Consider the following 21132-nt stretch of genomic DNA (forward strand, 5'->3'; position numbering starts at 1 on the left):
CATCTCCCTCGCAACTTGGTGACAAGGCCGGCGAACACTGCACCAACCTTAATTGATTATTTTTCATCACCATTATCTGTAGAGAGCTTGTGCTCCCTACTCGGGTTTCCCCCTGGGTTAAACCGTCGCACGAACAGGGGAGGAAGTCCCCTCACAAAGACAATCGCCCGCCATGTGTGCGCACACATGGCGGGCGAAACGGGCGTCAAGGTGAAGTACGGGGATGACTGCATGGCGCCGGAGGCAAAAAGCCCCAGCCCCCCACGCAAAGCGCAGAGCGTCAGAGCTTGAGGCGGGCGCGGGCTGCCTCGTATTCGCTCCGCAGCTTCGCGACCAGCTCGGCAGTGCTGGTCACAGCGTTGATGGCACCGATGCCCTGGCCGCAGCCCCAGATGTCCTTCCAGGCCTTCTTGGCGTCGCCGCCAAAGTTCATCTTGCTGGGGTCGGACTCGGGGAGGTTGTCCGGGTCCATGCCTGCCGCACGGATCGAGGGTGCCAGGTAGTTGCCGTGCACACCCGTGAACAAGTTGCTGTAGACGATGTCGTCCGAGTTGCCGTCCACGATGGCCTGTTTGTAGGCCTCGCTGGCACGTGCCTCATGCGTGGCGATGAAGGCCGAGCCGATGTAGCCAAAGTCCGCCCCCATGGCCTGTGCAGCCAGCACCGCGCCGCCACTGGCGATAGAGCCGCTGAGCGCCAGCGGGCCGTCGAACCACTGGCGGATTTCCTGGATCAGCGCAAATGGGCTCTTGGTGCCCGCATGGCCACCCGCACCGGCCGCCACGGCGATCAGGCCGTCAGCGCCCTTCTCGATGGCCTTGTGCGCAAACTTGTTGTTGATGATGTCGTGCAGCACCACGCCGCCCCAGGCGTGCACGGCCTGATTCACATCTTCGCGCGCGCCCAGGCTGGTGATGATGATCGGCACCTTGTACTTGGCGCAGACCTGCATGTCGTGCTCCAGGCGGTCGTTGCTCTTGTGCACGATCTGGTTGATGGCGAAGGGCGCGGCAGGCTTGTCGGGGTTGGCCTTGTTGTAGGCCGCCAAGGTTTCGGTGATCTCGGCCAGCCATTCGTCCAGCAGCTCTGCGGGGCGGGCGTTCAGGGCAGGCATGGAGCCCACCACACCGGCCTTGCACTGCTCGATCACGAGCTTGGGGTTGCTGATGATGAACAGCGGCGACCCGATGACGGGCAGCGACAGGTTTTGCAACACGGGAGGCAGTTTGGACATGGCTACAACTTCCAGAACAAGAATAGGGATGAAATAGACCGGACGCGCTGGTGAATCATGCGCCCGTAGCTATCATTTTTATATCAAGGCCCCTGCCCTGCAGGTGGCCTGTCTCCTCACAGCACGCCAGTCCTTCAGAAGGCTTCCAGCGCCAGCTCGGTCACGCTGGCTGCGCCTTCCACAATGCTGTCGCGCAGGCCCGGGGCCTTCACCAGGATGTGGTCGGCGTAGAACTGGGCCGTGGTGATTTTTGCGCGCATGAAGGCTTCGTCCTGTCCCTTTTGCAACAGGTCTTGCGCCACCAGCAGGCTGCGAGCCAGCTGCCAGCCTGCCACCACATTGCCTGCCAGCATCAGGTAAGGCACGCTACCTGCAAACACGGCGTTGGGCTGGGCCTTGGTGCCACCGGCCACGAAGTCGATCACGTCGAGCAGCGCCTTGCGCGCCGCCGTGAGGCGTTTGGCCACGGCCAGCGCGGCAGGGGTGCCGCTGGCCAGCAGATCGGCCTCGGTCTTCTCGATCTGCGCAGCAATGCCCTTGGCCACCTGGCCGCCATCGCGGGCTGTCTTGCGGCCCACGAGGTCGTTGGCCTGAATGGCGGTAGTGCCTTCGTAGATGGTCAGGATCTTGGCGTCGCGGTAGTACTGGGCCGCGCCAGTTTCTTCAATGAAACCCATGCCGCCGTGCACCTGCACGCCCAGGCTGGTCACCTCCAGGCTGGTCTCGGTGCTGTAGCCCTTGACCAGCGGCACCATGAATTCATAGAACGCCTGGTTCTGCTTACGCGTGTCGGCATCGGGGTGGTGGTGCGCGGCGTCAAACGCCGCTGCCGCCACGGTGGCCATGGCGCGGCAACCCTCGACGGTGGCGCGCATCGTCATCAGCATGCGCTTCACATCGGGGTGGTGGATGATGGGCGCGCTGGCGGCAATGCTGCCGTCCACGGGGCGGCTTTGCACACGGTCTTTGGCGTACTGCACGGCCTTTTGGTAGGCGCGCTCGGAGATCGCAATGCCCTGCATGCCCACGGCGTAGCGGGCCGCGTTCATCATGATGAACATGTATTCGAGGCCACGGTTTTCTTCGCCCACCAGGTAGCCCACGGCACCGCCGTGGTCGCCAAACTGCAGCACGGCCGTGGGCGATGCCTTGATACCCAGCTTGTGCTCGATGCTCACGCAGTGCGCGTCGTTGCGTGCACCCAGCGTGCCATCCTTGTTGACCATGAACTTGGGCACTACGAACAAGCTGATGCCCTTCACGCCCTCGGGCGCGCCTTGCACGCGGGCCAGCACCAGGTGCACGATGTTTTCGGCCATGTCGTGCTCACCGTAGGTGATGAAGATCTTGGTGCCGAAGATTTTGTAGGTGCCATCGGGCTGCGGCTCGGCGCGGGTGCGCACCAGGGCCAGGTCCGAGCCCGCCTGGGGTTCGGTCAGGTTCATGGTGCCGGTCCATTGGCCGGTCACCAGTTTCTCCAGATAGGTGGCCTTGAGCTCATCGCTGCCTGCTGTCAGTAGGGCCTCGATGGCGCCATCGGTCAGCAGCGGGCACAGCGCGAAGCTCATGTTGGCGCTGTTGGTCATCTCGATGCAGGCGGCGCCAATCGTCTTGGGCAGGCCCTGGCCGCCGAAGTCGGCAGGGTGCTGCAGGCCTTGCCAGCCGCCGTCGGCGTACTGGCGGAAGGCTTCCTTGAAGCCTGGGGTGGTCGTGACCACGCCGTCTTTCCAGCTCGACGGGTTCTTGTCGCCTTCCCAGTTGAGCGGCGACAGCACCCCCTCATTGAACTTGGCGCACTCTTCCAGCACGGCAGAGGCCGTGTCGAGTCCGGCGTCTTCAAAACCGGGAATCTGCGCGATCTGTTCAATGTTGGCCAGGTGCTCGATGGCGAACAGCATGTCTTTGACGGGGGCGGTGTAGCTCATGGGTGTCTCCGGGAAAGCAAAAATTCGTCAAAAAAAAGGCATCGCGAGCGATGCCTTTGTGTGCACAGGGGCGTTCTTACAGGGCCTTGACCAGTTCAGGCACAGCCGTGAACAGATCCGCTTCCAGCCCATAGTCGGCCACGCTGAAGATCGGCGCCTCAGGGTCCTTGTTGATCGCCACGATCACCTTCGAATCCTTCATGCCCGCCAAGTGCTGGATCGCACCCGAGATACCGGCCGCCACATACAGCTGCGGCGCCACGATCTTGCCCGTCTGGCCCACTTGCCAGTCGTTGGGGGCGTAGCCTGCGTCCACCGCCGCACGGCTGGCACCCAGAGCCGCGCCCAGCTTGTCGGCCAGGGGCGTCATGACTTCGTCGAACTTTTCCTTGCTGCCCAGGGCCCGACCACCGGAGACGATGATCTTGGCGGCTGTCAGCTCGGGGCGGTCGCTCTTGGCGATTTCGCTGCCCACAAAGCTGCTCTTGCCGGCGTCGGCCGTTGCAGCGGCGGTTTCTACTGGTGCGCTGCCACCAGTGGCGGCTGCGGCGTCAAAGCCGGTGGTGCGCACGGTGATGATCTTCACGCTGTCGCTGCTTTGCACGGTGGCAATGGCGTTACCTGCGTAGATGGGGCGCTCGAAGGTGTCTTGGCTCACCACCTTGGTGATGTCGCTGATCTGGGCGACATCGAGCTTGGCAGCCACGCGGGGGGCCACGTTCTTGCCGCTGGCAGTCGCGGGGAACAGGATGTGGCTGTAGTTGGAGGCGATGGACAGGACTTGTGCGGCCACGTTTTCTGCGAGGCCGTGTTCCAGCCCGGCTGCGTCGGCGTGGATGACCTTGGCGACACCGGCGATGCTGGCGGCAGCTTGTGCGGCTGCTCCGGCGTTGTGGCCGGCCACCAGGACGTGCACGTCGCCGCCGCAAGCTGCAGCTGCAGTCACGGTGTTCAGCGTGGCGCCCTTGATGGACGCGTTGTCGTGTTCAGCAATAACGAGTACCGACATTTAGATCACCTTCGCTTCGTTCTTGAGTTTTTCGACCAGTGCGGCCACGTCGGCCACCTTGATGCCTGCGCCGCGCTTGGCGGGTTCGGTCACCTTCAGGGTCTTCAGGCGCGGAGCAACGTCCACGCCGAGGTCTTCGGGCTTGACGGTATCGAGCTGCTTTTTCTTGGCCTTCATGATGTTGGGCAAGGTGACGTAGCGGGGCTCGTTCAGGCGCAGGTCGGTGGTGATGACGGCGGGCAGTGTCAGGGCCAGGGTTTCCAGGCCGCCGTCGACTTCGCGGGTCACGCTGACTTTGTCGGCAGCCAGTTCCACCTTGCTGGCGAAGGTGGCCTGGGGCAGGTCGGCCAGGGCCGCCAGCATCTGGCCGGTCTGGTTGGCGTCGTCGTCGATGGCTTGTTTGCCCAGGATGATGAGAGAAGGTTGTTCTTTGTCGACCAGGGCTTTGAGGAGCTTGGCCACGGCCAGGGGCTGCAGTTCGACGTCGGTTTCCACCAGGATGGCGCGGTCGGCGCCAATGGCCATGGCGGTGCGCAGGGTTTCCTGGCATTGGGCTACGCCGCAGGAGACTGCGATGACTTCGGTCACCAGGCCTTTTTCTTTCAGGCGCACGGCCTCTTCAACGGCGATTTCGTCAAAGGGGTTCATGCTCATCTTCACGTTGGCGATGTCCACACCCGTGTTGTCCGACTTCACGCGGACCTTCACGTTGTAGTCCACCACGCGCTTGACAGGGACCAAGACCTTCATTGCTGCGGCTCCTAGAGAGTTGGTTGAATTGACGTTTACGTAAACTAGAACATTCTATGTCGCACTGCAGCGAAAGCGCTACGGAGCCACCACACAGACTGCACAATCACAAAAAAGAACGATCGTGCTTTTTGTGAATTATAGGCGAGTGCACAAGGCCAGTGTCTAGAGTGGGCTGTCGCCTGCGCTACCGGCCACCCACCGGGACCTCGGCATGTCCCGGCTCAGCCCGCCGAAGCCGGTGCTGACGCGGGCGCCCCGCCAGGCGACATTGCTGCCGGGACTGCGCCATCGACCTGGACATGCATGACCCGCTGCGGGTAAGGGATTTCGATCTGGTGGGCCCGCAGCGCACTCAGGATGGCCCGGTTGATGTCCGAACGCAGTCCCAACGACCCGTTTTCAGGGTCCGCAATCCAGAACCCCACCGTGAACTCCAGTCCATCGGCCCCGAAGGCCGACAGCGCGGCGCTGGGGGCCGGATCGCGCAGCACACGCGGGCTGACCAGGGCGGCATTGGTGAGCAACTGGGCCACCTGGTCCACATCGCTCTCGTAGGCCACGCTGACCACCGTGGACATCCACACCCGGGGGTCGCTGAGCGACAGGTTCTCTACCCGCTGGGTAATGAGCATCTCGTTGGGCACGATGGACTCCCGGCCGGACGATGAGCGGATGACGGTGTAGCGGGCGTTGATCTGCGTGATGCGCCCCTCGAAGTTGTCGAGCTTGACGTTGTCGCCAATGCGCATGCTGCGCTCAGCCAGGATCACAAAACCGCTGACATAGTTGGCCGCGAGCTTCTGCAGGCCAAAGCCAATGCCCACGCCGACCGCACCACCCAACACCGACAGCGCAGTCAGGTCGATGCCCACCGACGACAAGGCCACCAGCAAGCCCACAAACACCAGCAGCGCCCGCACAGCATTGCTCACGGCCTTGCGCAGCGACAGCTCGGCGCCCGTGGCCGAGCGCAGCAGGCGCGATTCGATGGCCGCCGAGATCCACAAGGCGATCAGCAGCACCGCTGCAGCGGTGACCGCCCCTTCGATGATGGTGCGCACCGACAGCGTCGCCCCGCCCACCTTCCAGTGGATCTGGTCCAGCTCGTCCAGCACCAGCGGCAACAGCCCGGTGACCCACAGCACCATGCCCAGCCACGCCATCCAGGAGATGGAGCGCTCGATGGGTCGCACCCAGGCAGCATCCGGGTAGGCCACCTGCAGCACCTTCACGCCAATGCGAATGACCACCAGCGCTACCAGCACGGGGATCGCAATCTTGAAAGCCGCCAGCGCCACCCAGTGGTGCAGCAGGGTGCGCGCGATGTAGGCCAGACTCAGCAGCACCAGCGGGAACAGCGCGCCGTCCACAATCCGCACCCCAAACAGGATGGAGCGCGGATCGCCTTGGCGCAGGCCGCGCTGCAGCAGCGCCACCAGCCCCCAGGCCAGGCCCACGCAGACGGCCAGGACGGCCAGCTCCACCAGCACCATGGGGCTGAGAAAGGCCTGCACCCATAGGCCCACGTCGTCGAGCATCGGCTTGTCCATCGTGCCGTGCCTCAACGCTTCCAGGCGGGCTGGCGCTTCTCGGCAAACGCACGGGCGCCCTCCTGGGCGGCCCCGTCCATCATGTTGGTGGCCATGGTCTGGCCCGCCAGCTGGTAGGCGGCATCGATACCCAGCTCGCGCTGCTGGTACACCAGCGCCTTGCCCATGGCCACAGCCACGCGCGGCTTTTGAAGGATGGATTGCACCAGTTGCTCGACCTCGGCATCCAGCGCGTCGGCGGGCACCACGCGGTTCACCAGCCCTTGCGCCAGCGCCGTGGGCGCATCGATGAAATCACCGGTGAGCAGCATTTCCATCGCCCGCTTGGCGGGCACGTTGCGCACCAGCGGCACGCTCGGCGTGGCACAAAACAGGCCGTAGTGAATGCCGCTGGTGGCAAAGCTGGCCGTGTCAGCTGCCACGGCCAGGTCACACTGCGCCACCAGCTGGCACCCCGCAGCCGTCGCCATGCCCTGCACCCGTGCGATGACGGGCACGCTGAGCTTGTGGATCGTCAGCATCATCCGGCTGCACTGCGCAAACAGCTTCTGGTAGTACGCCAGCTCTGGGTGGGCCGCCATGTCCTTGAGGTTGTGGCCCGCGCAAAACGCCTTGCCGGCTGCCGCCAGCACCACCACACGCACCGATTCGTCGCGGCCCGCGTCGTCCAGCGCCTGCTGCAGCGCCGTGAGCATCTCGCTGCCCAGCGCGTTGAAGCGGGTGGGGTCGTTCAGGGTCAGGGTGACCACGCCGCGTGTGTCGCGGGCAATTTGCAGCAGCTCATGGGAATTCGTCATCATTCTTCTCCAGTGTTTTGCACGACCGGCACCGCCGGGGCTGGCTCGTTTCCAGGCCATTGTCACCACGCAGGCGACCTTGCCAAAGCGCCAGTGGGCCCCGGCTGAGGAGGCTTACAAGTCCGCAAGGACCCGCAGATGCGCCTCGACGCTGCGCGCCAGCGGCCCCATCACGTAACCACCCTCCAGGCAAGACACGATGCGCCCCTTGGAGTAGCGCCGGGCCACATCCTTCACGCGCTGGGTGATCCAGGTGTAGTCCTGCTCGGTCAGGCCCAGCTGGCCCATGTCGTCCTCGCGGTGGCCGTCAAAACCGGCACTCACAAAAATCATCTCGGGCTTGAAGGCCTCCAGCCGGGGCATCCACATCATCTCGATGATCTCGCGGATGTCCATGCCGCGCGTGTACGCGGGCACCGGCACGTTGACCATGTTGGGGGCCGGGTCGTGGTCGCCGCTGTAGGGGTAGAACGGGTGCTGGAAGATGCTGACCATCAGCGCGCGCGGGTCATTGGCCAGGATGTCTTCGGTGCCGTTGCCATGGTGCACGTCAAAGTCCACCACCGCCACGCGCTGCAGGTTGTAGCGCTGCAGCGCATATTTCACCGCCACCGCCACGTTGTTGAAAAAGCAAAAGCCCATCGCCTTGTCGCGGCAGGCATGGTGCCCTGGGGGGCGCACGGAACAGAACGCGTTTTCGACCTCGCCCGCCATGACCGCATCGGTGGCGGCCAGCGCGGCCCCGGCGGCGCGCAAGGACGCCTTCCAGGTGTGGGCGTTGATGGAGGTGTCGGTGTCGATCTGCGCGTAGCTCGGGCCGCCGGCCATCAGCTCTTCATTCAGCCGGTCGGACAGGCCGCGCAGCGCCGCAATGTGCATGCGGCCATGGGCCAGTTCGATGTCTGCCAGTGAGGCTTCGGGCGCCTCGTAGCGCTCCAGCGCATCCCCTACGCCAGTGACCAGCAAACGGTCTTCAATCGCATCCAGCCGCTCGGGGCATTCGGGGTGGCCCGGGCCCATCTCGTGCTTCCAACAATCCCGGTGGGTGAAATAGCCCGTCTTGCTCACAGTCTTGTCCCCGCGTCTCGCATTTTTTGCCGTTTTTCGGATAACGTCGTGCCATGAATGCACAGCACAAGATCAAATCGCTCCTGGATCAGCTTAACACGGTGATCGTGGGCAAAAAGGCCCAGGTTCAGGACTGCGTGGCCTGCCTGCTGGCGGGGGGGCACCTGCTCATCGAAGACGTGCCTGGCGTGGGCAAGACCACACTGGCGCACGCGCTGTCCCACACCTTCGGGCTGCAGTTCTCGCGCGTCCAGTTCACTGCCGACCTGATGCCCAGCGACCTGACCGGCGTGTCGGTGTACGAACGGGGCAAAGAAGCCTTTGTGTTCCACCCCGGCCCGGTGTTTGCCCAGGTGCTGCTGGCCGACGAGATCAACCGCGCCAGCCCCAAAACGCAGAGCGCCCTGCTCGAAGCCATGGAAGAAAAGCAGGTCTCGGTCGAGGGCGAAACCCGCGCCCTGCCCCACCCGTTCTTCGTGATCGCCACCCAGAACCCGCACGACCAATTGGGCACCTTTGCACTGCCCGAGTCGCAACTTGACCGCTTCTTGATGCGCATCTCCATCGGCTACCCCGACCGCGCCGCCGAGCGCCTGCTGCTGTCGGGCGACGACCGCCGCGACATGGTGAGCAGCCTGCTGCCTTTGCTGTCGGCCGAGGAGCTGACCGAGCTGCAGCGCCAGGTGCAGGCCGTGCACACCGCCGATCCGCTGCTCAACTATGTGCAGGACCTGATCGCCGCCACCCGCTCGGGCCGCTGGTTCTTGCAGGGCCTGTCGCCCCGCGCGGGCATTGCCCTGCTGCGTGCCGCCAAGGCCCAGGCGCTCATCAGCGGGCGCGACTATGTGGCGCCGGACGACGTGCAGGCCGTGCTGCCTCAGACCATTGCCCACCGCCTGGTGCCTGTGGGCGACGCCGGGCGCGGCGCGGTCGAGCAGGTGCGCGCCATGGTCGATGCCGTGCCGCTGCCCTGACCGATGGAATCCGCCGCCCACCCTTCCCTCACCACGCCTACGGGCTGGCGCGGCCTGGCCGCGCGGCTCAGCCCCGTGGCACGCCTTCGCAGGCGCTTTCAGCGCTGGTGGCAGGCACGCCTGCCGCTGTCCGACACGCTGCAGCTCACCCAGCGCAATGTCTATATCCTGCCCACCAGCTCGGGCTGGATGCTGGCGCTCACGCTCGTGGTGCTGCTGGTGGCCTCCATCAACTACCAGCTCAATCTGGGCTACCTGCTGACCTTTTTGCTGGCAGGCAGCGCGGTGGTGGGCATGCACATCTGCCACGCCAACCTGCGCGGGCTGACGCTGCACCTGAAGGCGCCCGAGCCGCATTTTCTGGGCACCAGCACGGCGTTCGAGATCCAGCTGTCCAGTGATCGCAAGTCGCCGCGCTATGGCATTGCCCTGGCGGTGCACGGCACCGGCAAGGCCGAACACCACTGGGCTTGGACCGACGTGCCTGCCCAGGGCCAGGCCAGCGTGCAGGTCGCCTTCCAGCCGGGTCGCCGGGGGCTGCACCGCGTGCCCACGCTGACGGCCGAGACGCGGTTTCCGCTGGGCACCTTCCGCGTGTGGACCTACTGGCGCCCCGCTGCCGAGGTGCTGGTGTACCCCGCGCCCGAGGTGCCGCCACAGCCCTTGCCGCCGGGCGAGCCCCGCGCCGGGGGCACGGGCAATGCACCGTCGCAGGGCATTGGCGAATTCGACGGGGTGCGGGCCTACCGGCGGGGCGACCCGCTCAAACTGGTGGTCTGGAAGAAGGCCGCCAAGTCGCTGGCCACCGGCACCGACGACCTGGTGAGCCGCGATGCGCAGCAGGCGCAGCGGCATGAGCTGTGGCTGGATCTGGCCCACGCCGCGCTGCCCAACCACGAGGCGCGCGTGTCACGCCTGACGGCCTGGGTGCTGCAGGCCGACCGCCTGGGCCTGGACTATGGCCTGCGCCTGCCCGGCACCGAGATCGCGCCCGACACCGGGGCAGCCCACTGTAGGCGCTGCCTGGAGGCCTTGGCCCTGTGCTGAACCGCTGCCGCTTATTTCAGTCCATATCGGCCCCAAGCGCTCTTTCATATTGCCTCAGAAGCTATCAAATAAATAGCAAAATGAAATCTATCGCCCTCCACCCCGCCGCGCAGCCATGAGCCTGCGCCAAACGCTCCACGCACTGCCGCGCGACGCGCGCGACACGCTGTTCTTGCTCGTCGTGATTGCGTGGGTCATCGCCCCGCAGGTCAACGTGTTGCCCGCATGGGCAAGCCTGCTGGCGGCCGGGCTGATGCTGTGGCGCGGCTGGCTGGCCTTCAAGGGTCGCCCACTGCCAACGCGCTGGGTGCTGGCCGTTCCGCTGGTGATCGCGGTGGCGGGCACCCTGTACACCCACCGCACCATCCTGGGCCGTGATGCCGGGGTGACGCTGATCGTGATGCTGCTGGCGCTCAAGATGCTGGAGTTGCGCGCACGGCGCGATGCGCTGGTGGTGTTCTTCCTGGGCTTCTTCACGATGCTCAGCAACTTCTTCTTCTCGCAGTCGCTGTTCACGGCCGCTGCCATGCTGGTGGCGCTGCTGGGGCTGCTCACGGCGCTGGTCAACGCCCATATGCCCGTGGGGCGCCCTCCGCTGTCGCAGGCACTGCGCACCGCAGGCACCATGGCACTGCTGGGCGCGCCCATCATGGCGGCGCTGTTCATGCTGTTCCCGCGCATGGCGCCCCTGTGGGGCATGCCCAGCGACACCATGAGCGGGCGCAGCGGCCTGTCGGGCGTGATGAAGGTCGGCAACATTGCCGAGCTGGCGCTGGACGACACGGTGGCCATGCGCGTGCGGTTTGACACCCCAGACGGCGCCGCGCCACCCCAGAGCGACCTGTACTTCCGTGGCCCGGTGTTCGGCACCTTCGACGGTGTCGAATGGCACCCGGTGTCGCCCCGCCCGGGCGATTATTCGCAGGCACGCGCCAACACTGTCGCCAATCTGCGCGTGCAAGGCCAGCCCGTGCGCTACGAGGTCACGCTGGAGCCTCACCAGCGCCCCTGGCTGCTGATGCTGGATGCTGCGGTGGACAAACCCGCCGTCGCAGGCATAGACACCTTCATGACGCAGGACCTGCAGTGGCTGACCACCCGTGCCGTGACGGATGTGGTGCGCTACAAGGCCGAAAGCTACACGCAGTTTGCCCATGGCCCCAGCACCCCCAACGCCGCCCTGCGTACCTACACCGAGCTGCCCACCGGCTTCAACCCCCGCACGCTGGCGCTGGCCCAGCAAATGCGCAACGACCCCGCACTCAACCCCAACCCGGCGCAGGACAACACCGAGGCGCTGGTCAATGCCGCCCTGACCCGCCTGCGCACGGGCGGATATGTCTACACGCTGGAGCCCGGCGTGTACGGCCAGCACACGGCCGACGAGTTCTGGTTTGACCGCAAGAGAGGTTTTTGCGAGCACATCGCATCGGCCTTTGTGGTGCTGATGCGTGCGCTCGACATCCCGGCCCGCGTCGTCACCGGCTACCAGGGCGGCGACCGCAACCCCGTGGACGGTCTATGGACCGTGCGCCAGAGCGACGCCCATGCCTGGGCCGAAGTCTGGCTATCCGGCCGGGGCTGGGTGCGAGTGGACCCCACCGGCGCCGTGTCGCCAGGCCGCACCGGGGCCTTCCAGCGGCTGCGCGCCCCCCAGGGGGCCTTTGCCACCGCCATGGGCACGGTCATCAGCCCGGGCCTGGCGCAGAACCTGCGCGCCGTGTGGGAGGCCGTCAACAACAGCTGGAACCAGTGGGTGCTCAACTACACCCAGAGCCGCCAGCTGGACCTGCTCAAGTCGCTGGGCTTTGAGTCGCCCAGCTGGCAGGACCTGACCATGGTGCTGGGCATCCTGATCATCGTGGCGGCCCTTGGGGGCATGGGATGGAGCCTGTGGGAGCGCAGCCAGCACGACCCGTGGCTGCGTCTGCTGGCACGCGCGCGCCAGCGTCTGGCCCGCGCAGGCATGGCATTGCCCGACACCTTGCCGCCCCGGGCCATGGCCGAGCGGGTGCAGGCACAATTCGGCGCACCCGCTGCGGCGGTGGCCGACTGGCTGCTGCGGCTGGAGCGCGTGCGCTACGCCCCCCATCCGGAGGCCGCGCTGGGCGACTTGCGTCGGGAGTTCCGCAGCATCGCCTGGCCGAAGCAGTGAATCATCCCCCTGAGCGGCTGCGCCGTTTCCCCTTTCTCTCGCGCTGTGCGCGGGAAGGGGGACGATGCCCTCGCTGCGGGGCAGCCCTGGCTCGGCATCCCTGGTCACAGGGTGCGCCAGTTTCAAAGCACCGGGCTCTACAAAGCTACAACGACTGACATGAAGAAGACAGCACCATGGACCGCAGCAGCTATTTTTTTGATAGCTGCCTGGGCATTACCCGCTAGCGCAAAGCCCGAAAATCAACCCAAATCAGCAGCCCAGAAGGCGCATGCCAAAGCCGGCCAGGCCCACCAGGGGCGGGCCAGTGCCAAGGCCACGGTGCTCTATGCATCGCGCCCTGAGGCCATGGAGTTTGCCGACGACCTGGCCACGCGCCGCGACCTGGACCGTGAATGGGTGCGCCAGGCCATTGGGCAGGCGCATTTCCTGCCCCAGGTGCCCAAGCTCATGCTGCCGCCCGCCAAGGGCACGGCCAAGAACTGGCGCGTGTACCGCAGCCGTTTCATCGACCCCATACGCATCCGTGCAGGCGTGCGCTTCTGGCAGGAGAACCAGGCCACGCTGGAGCGTGCCGAGCGCGAGTTTGGCGTGCCGGCCGAGATCATCGTGGGCATCATCGGGGTGGAGACGATCTACGGCCAGCAGATGGGCACCTTCCGCGTGATGGACGCACTGGCCACGCTGGCGTTCGACTTCCCCTCGGCCCACCCGCGCGCCAAGGAGCGCACCGAGTTCTTCCGCCGCGAGCTGGAGCAGTTCCTGAGCCTCACCAACCGCAGCAACACCGACCCCTTCGAGCCGCGCGGCAGCTACGCGGGCGCCATGGGTCTGGGCCAGTTCATGCCCTCCAGCTGGGTGCGCTACGCGGTGGACTTTGATGGCGACGGCCGCGTAGACCTGTTCAAGAGCCCGGCCGATGCCATCGGCTCGGTGGCCAACTACTTCCGCGGCCACGGCTGGACGCCCGGCATGCCCACGCACTTTGGGGTGCAGTTCGACAACGCGCGCCTGCAGCTGGACGACCTGCTCGCCCCCGACATCCTGCCCACCTTCAGTGCCGCCGGCATGTTGGCCAAGGGCGCCGTACTCGATGCCCAGGGTGCGCAGCACACGGGCCCGCTCGCTCTGGTGGAACTGCAAAACGGCAACGATGCACCCAGCTACGTGGCGGGCACCGAGAACTTCTACGCCATCACGCGCTACAACTGGTCCAGCTACTACGCCATGGCGGTGATCGAGCTGGGCCGCGAGGTGGCGGCAGCGCGCTGATGGCGAACCCCTGCGCTGCGAACCACTTACCCACCGGCTGAACCCGGAGGTTTCTGCGGGCACGGAGCCCCTGCCCTGCACGCTTGCGCAAGTCAGTCCACAATGCCTGGCTTCGACCGCTTGTGCAGCGGCCCGGCCAAGGCGGCGCGCCCTGGCCTTCCAAGAGAACCCTCCCCATGCCTGCATCACCTTCTCCAGCACCCGACACGGACGCCATCGTCCGCGTACGCGGCCTGAGCAAAACCTACGCCGGCGGCTTTCAGGCACTCAAGAACATCGACCTGGACATCCGGCGCGGCGAGATCTTTGCCCTGCTGGGGCCCAACGGGGCGGGCAAGACCACGCTGATCAGTGTGATTTGCGGCATGAGCAATGCCACGGCGGGCACCGTTACGGCAGATGGGCACGACACGGTGCGCGACTACCGCGCAGCCCGTGCGGCGATTGGCCTAGTGCCCCAGGAGCTGCACACCGACTCATTCGAGACCGTATGGGCCACGGTGAACTTCAGCCGGGGCCTGTTTGGCAAGGCTCCCAATCCCGCTTACATCGAGAAGATCCTCAAGGACCTGTCGCTGTGGGACAAGAAGGATAACAAGATCCTCGCGCTGTCGGGCGGCATGAAACGCCGCGTACTGATCGCCAAGGCGCTGTCGCACGAACCCAAGATTCTGTTCCTCGACGAGCCCAGCGCGGGCGTGGATGTGGAGCTTCGCCACGACATGTGGCGCCTGGTGCGGGCGCTGCGCGACGCGGGCACCACCATCATCCTGACCACCCACTACCTGGAAGAAGCCGAGGACATGGCCGACCGCATCGGTGTGATCCGCAAGGGCGAGTTGATCGTGGTGGAAGACAAGGCCGTGCTGATGCGCAAGCTGGGCAAGAAGGAACTTGCCATCACCCTGCAGCAGCCCATGGAGCAGGTGCCCGCAACGCTCGCCCGCTGGCCGCTGGCGCTGAGCCAGGGCGGCACCGTGCTGACCTACACCTTCGACACGCAGCGCGAGGACACCGGCATCGCCGCCCTGTTGCGCGCCCTGGCCGAGCACGGCATCGACTTCAAGGACCTGCATTCCAGTGAAAGCTCGCTCGAAGACATCTTCGTGAGCCTGGTGCACCAGGACCAGGCCCCCACCCCCTCGGCCCAGAAAGCGATCCCAGCATGACCGGTGTGAACCTGCATGGCGTGCGCGCCATCTACCGCTTTGAAATGAACCGTGCCTTCCGCACCTGGATGCAGAGCCTCATTGCACCCGTGCTGACTACCGCGCTGTACTTCATCGTCTTCGGCTCCGCCATCGGCTCGCGCATGGGTGACATCGGCGGGGTGAGCTATGGCGCCTACATCATCCCCGGCCTGCTCATGCTGTCACTGCTCTCCGAGAGCATTTCCAACTCGGCCTTCGGCATCTACATGCCCAAGTGGTCGGGCACCATCTACGAGCTGCTGAGCGCACCCGTCAACTGGGTGGAGGTGCTGCTGGGCTACGTGGGCGCGGCGGCCAGCAAGTCGCTGCTGGTGTCGGTGCTCATCCTGTCCACCGCCCGGGTGTTCGTTCCGTACGAGGTGGCGCACCCGGTGTGGATGGTGGGCTTTCTGGTGCTCACGGCCGTCACGTTCTGCCTGTTCGGCTTCCTGATCGGCCTGTGGGCCGACAGCTTTCAGAAGCTGCAGGTGATCCCGCTGCTGGTGATCACGCCGCTCACCTTTCTGGGCGGGGCGTTTTACAGCATCAGCATGCTGCCACCGTTCTGGCAGAACGTCTCGTTGTTCAACCCGGTGGTCTATCTCATCAGCGGGCTGCGGTGGGCGTTCTACGGCCACGCCGACGTGCACATTGCGGTAAGCACCAGCATGACGCTGGTGTTCATGGCCCTGTGTCTCACCGTGGTGTGGTGGGTGTTCAAGACCGGCCACCGCATTCGGCGCTGAGCGCGATCACCCCGGTCGCCCCGGCCGCCCGGGGCGGACCCACGCATCAGTAGCGCTGCATCAATAACGCTGCATTTGGCAGCTGTGCGGCTGCTGCGCCTTCGCCGCTGCAATCTGCCGCACCACGCGGAAGCCGTAGCCCGAGCCTTCCACGTCGAACTTCACGCCGGGCGCGCCTTTCTTGTCCATCACGCCCACCGCCAGCGCCTGCTGGAACTGGTGGTCGGCCGCGCGCATGGTGCCGCCCTGGCCGGCCAGCTGCACGTTGGCCGACTCCATCTGGCGCGCAACGGCCACCACATCGGTGCTGCCCGCACGCTCGATGGACTGCGCGAGTGCCTCAATCATCAGCTGCATGCGCATGTGCACATAGTCGTCCTGCGGCTTGGGAAAGCGTGTGCGGAAGGACTGGTAGAACGCCTCGCTCTGCGCGCCCGGCACGTTGGGCAGCCAGTCGGCCACGGCCACCACCTTGCCGATGCCGGCATCGCCAATGGCGGCGGGCGCACCCAGCGCGTTGCCGTAGAAGGTGTAGAAGCTGCCCTCGTAGCCCACATCCCGCGCGGCCTTGACCAGCAGCGTCAAGTCGTTGCCCCAGTTGCCGGTGACCACGGCCTGTGCGCCGCTGCTCTTGATCTTGACGGCGTAGGGTGCAAAGTCCTTCACGCGGCCGATGGGGTGCAGCTCTTCGCCCACCACCGCCACATCGGGGCGCTGGGCGGCCAGCTGCTTCTTCGCCTCGCGCAGCACGGCCTGGCCAAAGCTGTAGTCCTGGCCGATGAGGTACACGCTCTTCAAGGCCTTGTCCTCGCGCATCACCTCCATCAGCGCGGCCATGCGCATGTCGGCATGGGCATCAAAGCGGAAGTGCCAGAAGCTACACTTTTCGTTGGTAAGGATGGGGTCCACCGCCGAGTAGTTGAGGAACAGCACGCGCTTGTTCGGCTCGCGCTCGTTGTGCTTGTTGATGGCCTCGATCAGCACGGCGGCCGTGGACGACGAATTGCCCTGCAGGATGACCTGCGCGCCATCGTCAATCGCGGCGCGCAGGGCAGACAGGGCCTCTTCGTTCTGGCCCTTGCTGTCGTAGCGCTCCAGCACCAGAGGGCGGGGGCCGCCGCTGCTGGCTGGCAGCTGCACGCCGCCGCGCGCGTTCACACGCTCCATGGCCCAGTAGATGTTGCGGTACACGGCCTCGCCGGTGTTGGCGAACGGGCCCGAGAGGCTTTCGATGAGTGCCAGCTTGACCGGCTTGGACTGGGCCACGGCGGCGGGCGCCGGTGCCTGCGCCTGCGCGGCAGGCGCCAACGCCACGGCACCTGCGAGGGCCACTGCGGCTGCCCAAACGGTGTGACGTAATGCCGCAGCGCCTGATTTCAAGCCCACGGATTGCAATTTATTCATGGCATTTTTCCCTTGAAATGCGGCGTGGCCGCACACAACTCTCTGCCATGCGGCGACCACGTCGAGAGCCGCGCAGTGTATAGGAGTTACCCATGATCTTCGCCCCCGTGATCCGCCGCGCCGCTTATGCCCAAGCCCCCCGTTCCGCCGACCTGGCGCTGCAACGTTTTCTGATGGGAGCGCTGGCACAGCCTGCATCCGCAGCGGCAGCACCCGCCGCCGGCTGCACCGTGACGCAGGACGAAAAAGCCACCACCCTGCAGCTGGACGTGCCCGGCCTGGCGCGCGAACAGCTCTCGATCAGCATTGAAGGCCAGGTGGTGCAGGTGCAAAGCGTGGAAGGCGCACCGCGCAAGGTGCAGCGTGCTTGGGAGCTGCCCACCGAGATCGATGCCAGCGCCAGCACCGCCAAGCTGGAAAACGGCGTGCTGACCCTGACGCTGGTCCGTCTGGAGCCCGTGAGCAAGGCCACCACGCTGACCATTCACTGAAGCGGGCCGCTTCCCAAGCGATGGCGCATGACGGCCATCGCTATTTTTTCAATAGCAATCAAGGCATGATGCACTAGCGCTTCATTCCTTCTTTTCTTGCACCTCCGCTCAGAACCCTCTGCAAGCCCTCACTCATGCCGCAGCGCATCGATGGGGTCCATGCGCGCCGCACGCCGCGCCGGGAAGTAGCCAAACACCACACCAATGCCGGCCGAGAACAAAAACGACAGCAGGTTCACGCCGGGGTTGAACAGGTAGGGCACGCCCATCAGTCCCGACAGCGCGAGCGACGCGCCTGTGGCCAGCACGATGCCGATGAGCCCGCCCAAAGCTGCCAGCACCACCGCTTCGATCAGGAACTGCAGCAGGACCTCGCGCTCCAGCGCGCCAATGGCCAGGCGCAGGCCAATCTCGCGCGTGCGCTCGGTCACGCTGACCAGCATGATGTTCATGATGCCGATGCCGCCCACCAGCAGGCTCACGGCGGCCACCGCGCCCAGCAGCGTGGTCAGCACCTTGGTGGTGCCCGAGAGCGTGTCGGCCAGCTGCTTGGTGTCCAGCACGTTAAAGTTGTCTTCGTCCGAGTCCGACAGCTTGCGCAGTTCGCGCAGCAATTGCGTGAGGCTGGCCTTCACCCGCTCGGGGTCGCTGCCGTCTTTCATCGACACCAGCAGCGTGTTCACCCGCGTGTTGCCGGTGACGCGGCGCTGCAGCGTGCGCAGCGGCACCAGCACGGTGTCGTCCTGGTCGTTGCCAAACGCACCCTGTCCTTTGGACGCCAGCACGCCCACCACCTCGCACGAAAACGCCTTCACGCGCAGCTGGCCGCCCACGGCATCGGCCGTGCCAAACAGCTCGCGCCGCACGGTTTCGCCGATCAGGCACACGGCGGCACCGGCGCGCAATTCGGCGTCGGTAAACACGCGGCCCGTGCGCACCGTCCAGTTACCGGTCTCCAGCCAGGCGTTGGTGCTGCCGATCACGCTCGTCGTCCAGTTGCGCCCGCCCACCACGGCGGTGGCGGCGGCGCGCGCCTCGGGCGCCACGGCCAGGATGCCGCCGATCTGCTGCGCGATCATGTCGGCATCGGTGTCCTTGAAGGCCGGTGCACCGGTGCCGCCGCCCGGCCCCATGCGCTGGCCGGGGCGCACCTGCAGCAGGTTGGTGCCAAGACCCGAGATCTGGTTCTGGATGGCCAGCGTGGCGCCGTTGCCCAGCGTGACCATGGTGATCACGGCGCTCACGCCGATCACGATGCCCAGGATGGTGAGGAACGAGCGCATGAGATTGCGCCGGATGGAGCGCAGCGCCAGCAGCAGGGTGTTGAGCAACATCAGTGGCCTCCTGAATCCGCCGTGACCAAGTTCGATACCGCATCCGCATCCAGCCCCTTGGGGTGCGGGTTGGCGGCATCGCTGTCCACCACACCATCCACAAACCGCACGATGCGCCGCGCGTACTGGGCCATGTCGGGCTCGTGCGTGACCATGAGCACAGTGATGCCGTGGTCGGCATTCAGGCGCCACAGCAGTTCCATGATCTCGATGCTGCGTTGCGTATCGAGGTTGCCGGTGGGCTCATCGGCCAGCAGCACATCGGGCTCGGTGACGATGGCGCGCGCAATCGCCACGCGCTGCTGCTGCCCGCCCGACAGCTCGGCAGGCGTGTGGTGCTCCCAGCCCTTGAGGCCGACCGCATCCAGTGCCCGGGCCGCGGCCGCATGGCGCGCCGCGGCGGATTCGCCTCGGTACAGCAGGGGCAGCTCCACGTTCTCTTGCGCCGAGGTGCGCGCCAGCAGGTTGAAGCCCTGGAACACAAAGCCAAAGTAGCGCCGCCGCAGTCGAGCCCGCTCGTCGCGCGAGAGCGACTCCACATGCACGCCCTTGAACAGGTATTCGCCCGTGGTGGGCCGGTCCAGGCAGCCCAGCGTGTTCATGGCGGTGGACTTTCCCGAGCCACTGGGGCCCATGATGGCCACAAAGTCGCCCTGTGCAATGTCGAGGTCCACGCCCTTGAGCGCCTGAAAAGCCAGCGCCCCTTCGCCATAGACCTTGGTCACGCTACGCAGGCGGATGAGGGGAGTGTCGCCCGCCACGCTCATGGCTTGGCCCCTGCCGCGCGCTGGTCGGTGATCACGGCCATGCCAGGGGTCAGGCCCTCGCCGCTGACCTCGGTATGGCGGCCATCACTGATGCCCACCTGCACATCGATGGGCTTGGCAGCACCGTCTTGCAGCACCCACACCTGCCGCGTCTTGCCCGCACCATCGCCTGCCTCTACACCTGCACCCGGCTTGCGTGGACCCGAGCCCGAGCGTGGCATGCGCGGCATGAGCTGCGACATGATGCCGCCACCACTGCCGCTGCCCGATGCGGCAGGCTTGGCGCCACCCGCCCCGGGCTTCGCATCGCCCCCGGCAGCCTGAGCGGGCGTGAAGCGCAATGCCGTGTTGGGCACCAGCAGCACGTCCTTGCGCTCGGTGGACGTAATGGTGGCCGCCGCCGTCATGCCAGGGCGCAGGCTCATGTCGCTGTTGTTCACCTCCAGCCAGGTGATGTAGGTCACCACGTTGTCCGTCTTGGTGGAGCCAAACGACACGCGCGTGACCTGGGCCGGATAGCGGCGCGAGGGATAGGCGCTGACTGTGAAGCTCGCGTCCTGCCCCACCTTGACCGAGCCCACATCGGCCTCGTCCACGCTCACATCCAACCGCAGCCGCGTGAGGTCTTCAGCCACGGTGAACAAAGTCACCGCCTGCAACGATGCAGCCACTGCGTTGCCAGGCTCCACCGACCGGGTGAGCACCACGCCGTCGATGGGCGAGCGGATGGAGGCCTTGGACAGGTTGGTCTCGTCGGTGGACAGCGCCGCACGGGCGTCTTCCACCGTGGCACGTGCGCTGGTTTCGTCGGCGCGGGCGCGGTCCAGCGTGGCGCGGCCTGCGTCCAGCTCGGAGGCCGAGGGCACCTTGCCGCCGGACAGGCGGGCCACTTCTTCGAGCCGGCCCAGGTTGGCAATAGCCTCCTTGGAGGTGGCCACGGCCTGGGCCAGGCGGGCCTGCGCCGAGGCGAGCGAGGCGCGCGAGCGCAGCACCTGTGCTTCGAGCTTGGCAGTGTCCAGCTCCACCAGCAGCTGCCCCTTCTTGACCTTGTCGTTCACATCCACCAGCACATTGCGCACCGTGCCCGACAACTCGCTGCCGATGGTGACCGAGCGCGTAGGCTGCAGCGTGCCGTTGGCCGACACGGTAAGTGTGAGGTTGCCCCGGCGCAGCTCTTCGGTCACATAGGTGGGTGCAGTGCTGGCGCTCTGGCGCGATTGCCAGGCGTACAAGCCACCGCCCACCACCACGAGCGCGGCCACCCCCAGCCACACGGTAGTGCGCTGCCACCAGCGGCGCGGACGGTCGGCCCCCAGCAAGGCGCTCAGGTCGGAGGGGGCGGCTTTGGCGGTTGCAGAAGAAGCGGAGGTGTCGGTATTTGGCATGGGACGTGAATCAGAAAATGGAGGCTCGCAG

At 65.9% G+C, this 21132-nt stretch carries 18 protein-coding genes; 7 read left to right on the forward strand and 11 right to left on the reverse strand.

Features of this window, described 5'->3' with window-relative positions:
• Positions 1-280: 280 nt before the first annotated feature.
• The 7 genes from C380_RS17240 to C380_RS17270 form a co-directional block, all read right to left on the reverse strand.
• On the reverse strand, positions 281-1234 hold the full coding sequence (locus C380_RS17240) for a nitronate monooxygenase family protein (protein WP_015015116.1): 954 nt from the start codon (positions 1232-1234) through the stop codon (positions 281-283).
• Between the two features lie 134 nt (positions 1235-1368).
• The gene (locus C380_RS17245) at positions 1369-3159 is read right to left on the reverse strand and encodes an acyl-CoA dehydrogenase (protein WP_015015117.1); all 1791 of its coding nucleotides are present in this window, start codon (positions 3157-3159) and stop codon (positions 1369-1371) included.
• A gap of 76 nt (positions 3160-3235) precedes the next feature.
• Complete coding sequence (locus tag C380_RS17250; protein WP_015015118.1) at positions 3236-4168, reverse strand: electron transfer flavoprotein subunit alpha/FixB family protein; 933 nt, start codon at positions 4166-4168, stop codon at positions 3236-3238.
• Positions 4169-4918: an electron transfer flavoprotein subunit beta/FixA family protein gene (locus tag C380_RS17255; protein WP_015015119.1), complete on the reverse strand. Its 750-nt coding sequence runs from the start codon at positions 4916-4918 to the stop codon at positions 4169-4171.
• A gap of 224 nt (positions 4919-5142) precedes the next feature.
• Positions 5143-6471 (reverse strand): mechanosensitive ion channel family protein, encoded by a 1329-nt coding sequence (locus C380_RS17260; RefSeq protein WP_015015120.1) that lies wholly within the window; start codon positions 6469-6471, stop codon positions 5143-5145.
• A gap of 11 nt (positions 6472-6482) precedes the next feature.
• Positions 6483-7268 (reverse strand): enoyl-CoA hydratase, encoded by a 786-nt coding sequence (locus C380_RS17265; RefSeq protein ID WP_015015121.1) that lies wholly within the window; start codon positions 7266-7268, stop codon positions 6483-6485.
• 114 nt (positions 7269-7382) lie between these two features.
• Positions 7383-8336, reverse strand: coding sequence for a histone deacetylase family protein (locus tag C380_RS17270; protein WP_015015122.1), 954 nt, complete (start codon positions 8334-8336; stop codon positions 7383-7385).
• A gap of 53 nt (positions 8337-8389) precedes the next feature.
• Here C380_RS17270 and C380_RS17275 point away from each other — a divergent pair, with 53 nt between their 5' ends.
• The 6 genes from C380_RS17275 (at position 8390) to C380_RS17300 (ending at position 15720) form a co-directional block, all read left to right on the forward strand.
• Entirely contained in the window at positions 8390-9310 is a 921-nt protein-coding gene (locus tag C380_RS17275) for a MoxR family ATPase (RefSeq protein WP_015015123.1), read from the forward strand.
• Between the two features lie 3 nt (positions 9311-9313).
• Complete coding sequence (locus C380_RS17280) at positions 9314-10357, forward strand: DUF58 domain-containing protein (RefSeq protein WP_015015124.1); 1044 nt, start codon at positions 9314-9316, stop codon at positions 10355-10357.
• 115 nt (positions 10358-10472) lie between these two features.
• A complete protein-coding gene (locus C380_RS17285) occupies positions 10473-12512 on the forward strand; it encodes a DUF3488 and transglutaminase-like domain-containing protein (protein WP_015015125.1) in 2040 nt (679 codons plus the stop codon).
• Between the two features lie 159 nt (positions 12513-12671).
• Positions 12672-13784, forward strand: a complete 1113-nt coding sequence (gene mltB / locus C380_RS17290) for a lytic murein transglycosylase B (protein ID WP_043565574.1) — start codon at positions 12672-12674, stop codon at positions 13782-13784.
• A 176-nt stretch (positions 13785-13960) separates the two neighbouring features.
• The gene (locus tag C380_RS17295; RefSeq protein ID WP_015015127.1) at positions 13961-14953 is read left to right on the forward strand and encodes an ABC transporter ATP-binding protein; all 993 of its coding nucleotides are present in this window, start codon (positions 13961-13963) and stop codon (positions 14951-14953) included.
• 5 nt (positions 14954-14958) lie between these two features.
• The gene (locus tag C380_RS17300; RefSeq protein ID WP_015015128.1) at positions 14959-15720 is read left to right on the forward strand and encodes an ABC transporter permease; all 762 of its coding nucleotides are present in this window, start codon (positions 14959-14961) and stop codon (positions 15718-15720) included.
• A 60-nt stretch (positions 15721-15780) separates the two neighbouring features.
• On the opposite strand, the gene C380_RS17305 is transcribed toward C380_RS17300, so the two are convergent.
• Positions 15781-17124 carry a branched-chain amino acid ABC transporter substrate-binding protein gene (locus tag C380_RS17305; RefSeq protein ID WP_051022557.1) on the reverse strand — a complete coding sequence of 448 codons (1344 nt, stop codon included), beginning with the start codon at positions 17122-17124 and terminating at the stop codon, positions 15781-15783.
• Between the two features lie 92 nt (positions 17125-17216).
• Here C380_RS17305 and C380_RS17310 point away from each other — a divergent pair, with 92 nt between their 5' ends.
• Entirely contained in the window at positions 17217-17615 is a 399-nt protein-coding gene (locus tag C380_RS17310; protein ID WP_015015130.1) for an Hsp20/alpha crystallin family protein, read from the forward strand.
• A gap of 128 nt (positions 17616-17743) precedes the next feature.
• Here the strand turns inward: C380_RS17310 and C380_RS17315 are convergent, their stop codons facing one another.
• From C380_RS17315 to C380_RS17325, 3 genes are read right to left on the reverse strand one after another with little or no spacing between them, the layout of a single operon-like run.
• Positions 17744-18949, reverse strand: coding sequence for an ABC transporter permease (locus C380_RS17315; RefSeq protein WP_015015131.1), 1206 nt, complete (start codon positions 18947-18949; stop codon positions 17744-17746).
• On the reverse strand, positions 18949-19716 hold the full coding sequence (locus C380_RS17320; protein WP_015015132.1) for an ABC transporter ATP-binding protein: 768 nt from the start codon (positions 19714-19716) through the stop codon (positions 18949-18951). Before C380_RS17320 ends, C380_RS17315 begins: the two co-directional genes overlap by 1 nt.
• Positions 19713-21101 (reverse strand): efflux RND transporter periplasmic adaptor subunit, encoded by a 1389-nt coding sequence (locus C380_RS17325; RefSeq protein WP_015015133.1) that lies wholly within the window; start codon positions 21099-21101, stop codon positions 19713-19715. The genes C380_RS17320 and C380_RS17325 overlap by 4 nt, the downstream gene beginning before the upstream one ends.
• Positions 21102-21132: the final 31 nt, after the last annotated feature.

This window comes from Acidovorax sp. KKS102 (genome assembly GCF_000302535.1).
Lineage (GTDB): Bacteria > Pseudomonadota > Gammaproteobacteria > Burkholderiales > Burkholderiaceae_C > Acidovorax.

Coding starts and splice junctions, on each gene's coding strand:
- C380_RS17275 (WP_015015123.1), top strand. CDS start 8,390: ATGAATGCACAGCACAAGATCAAATCGCTCCTGGATCAGCTTAACACG.
- C380_RS17315 (WP_015015131.1), bottom strand. CDS start 18,949: ATGTTGCTCAACACCCTGCTGCTGGCGCTGCGCTCCATCCGGCGCAAT.
- C380_RS17280 (WP_015015124.1), top strand. CDS start 9,314: ATGGAATCCGCCGCCCACCCTTCCCTCACCACGCCTACGGGCTGGCGC.
- C380_RS17320 (WP_015015132.1), bottom strand. CDS start 19,716: ATGAGCGTGGCGGGCGACACTCCCCTCATCCGCCTGCGTAGCGTGACC.
- C380_RS17255 (WP_015015119.1), bottom strand. CDS start 4,918: ATGAAGGTCTTGGTCCCTGTCAAGCGCGTGGTGGACTACAACGTGAAG.
- C380_RS17310 (WP_015015130.1), top strand. CDS start 17,217: ATGATCTTCGCCCCCGTGATCCGCCGCGCCGCTTATGCCCAAGCCCCC.
- C380_RS17240 (WP_015015116.1), bottom strand. CDS start 1,234: ATGTCCAAACTGCCTCCCGTGTTGCAAAACCTGTCGCTGCCCGTCATC.
- C380_RS17305 (WP_051022557.1), bottom strand. CDS start 17,124: ATGAATAAATTGCAATCCGTGGGCTTGAAATCAGGCGCTGCGGCATTA.
- C380_RS17250 (WP_015015118.1), bottom strand. CDS start 4,168: ATGTCGGTACTCGTTATTGCTGAACACGACAACGCGTCCATCAAGGGC.
- C380_RS17325 (WP_015015133.1), bottom strand. CDS start 21,101: ATGCCAAATACCGACACCTCCGCTTCTTCTGCAACCGCCAAAGCCGCC.
- C380_RS17245 (WP_015015117.1), bottom strand. CDS start 3,159: ATGAGCTACACCGCCCCCGTCAAAGACATGCTGTTCGCCATCGAGCAC.
- C380_RS17295 (WP_015015127.1), top strand. CDS start 13,961: ATGCCTGCATCACCTTCTCCAGCACCCGACACGGACGCCATCGTCCGC.
- C380_RS17260 (WP_015015120.1), bottom strand. CDS start 6,471: ATGGACAAGCCGATGCTCGACGACGTGGGCCTATGGGTGCAGGCCTTT.
- C380_RS17285 (WP_015015125.1), top strand. CDS start 10,473: ATGAGCCTGCGCCAAACGCTCCACGCACTGCCGCGCGACGCGCGCGAC.
- mltB (WP_043565574.1), top strand. CDS start 12,672: ATGAAGAAGACAGCACCATGGACCGCAGCAGCTATTTTTTTGATAGCT.
- C380_RS17265 (WP_015015121.1), bottom strand. CDS start 7,268: ATGACGAATTCCCATGAGCTGCTGCAAATTGCCCGCGACACACGCGGC.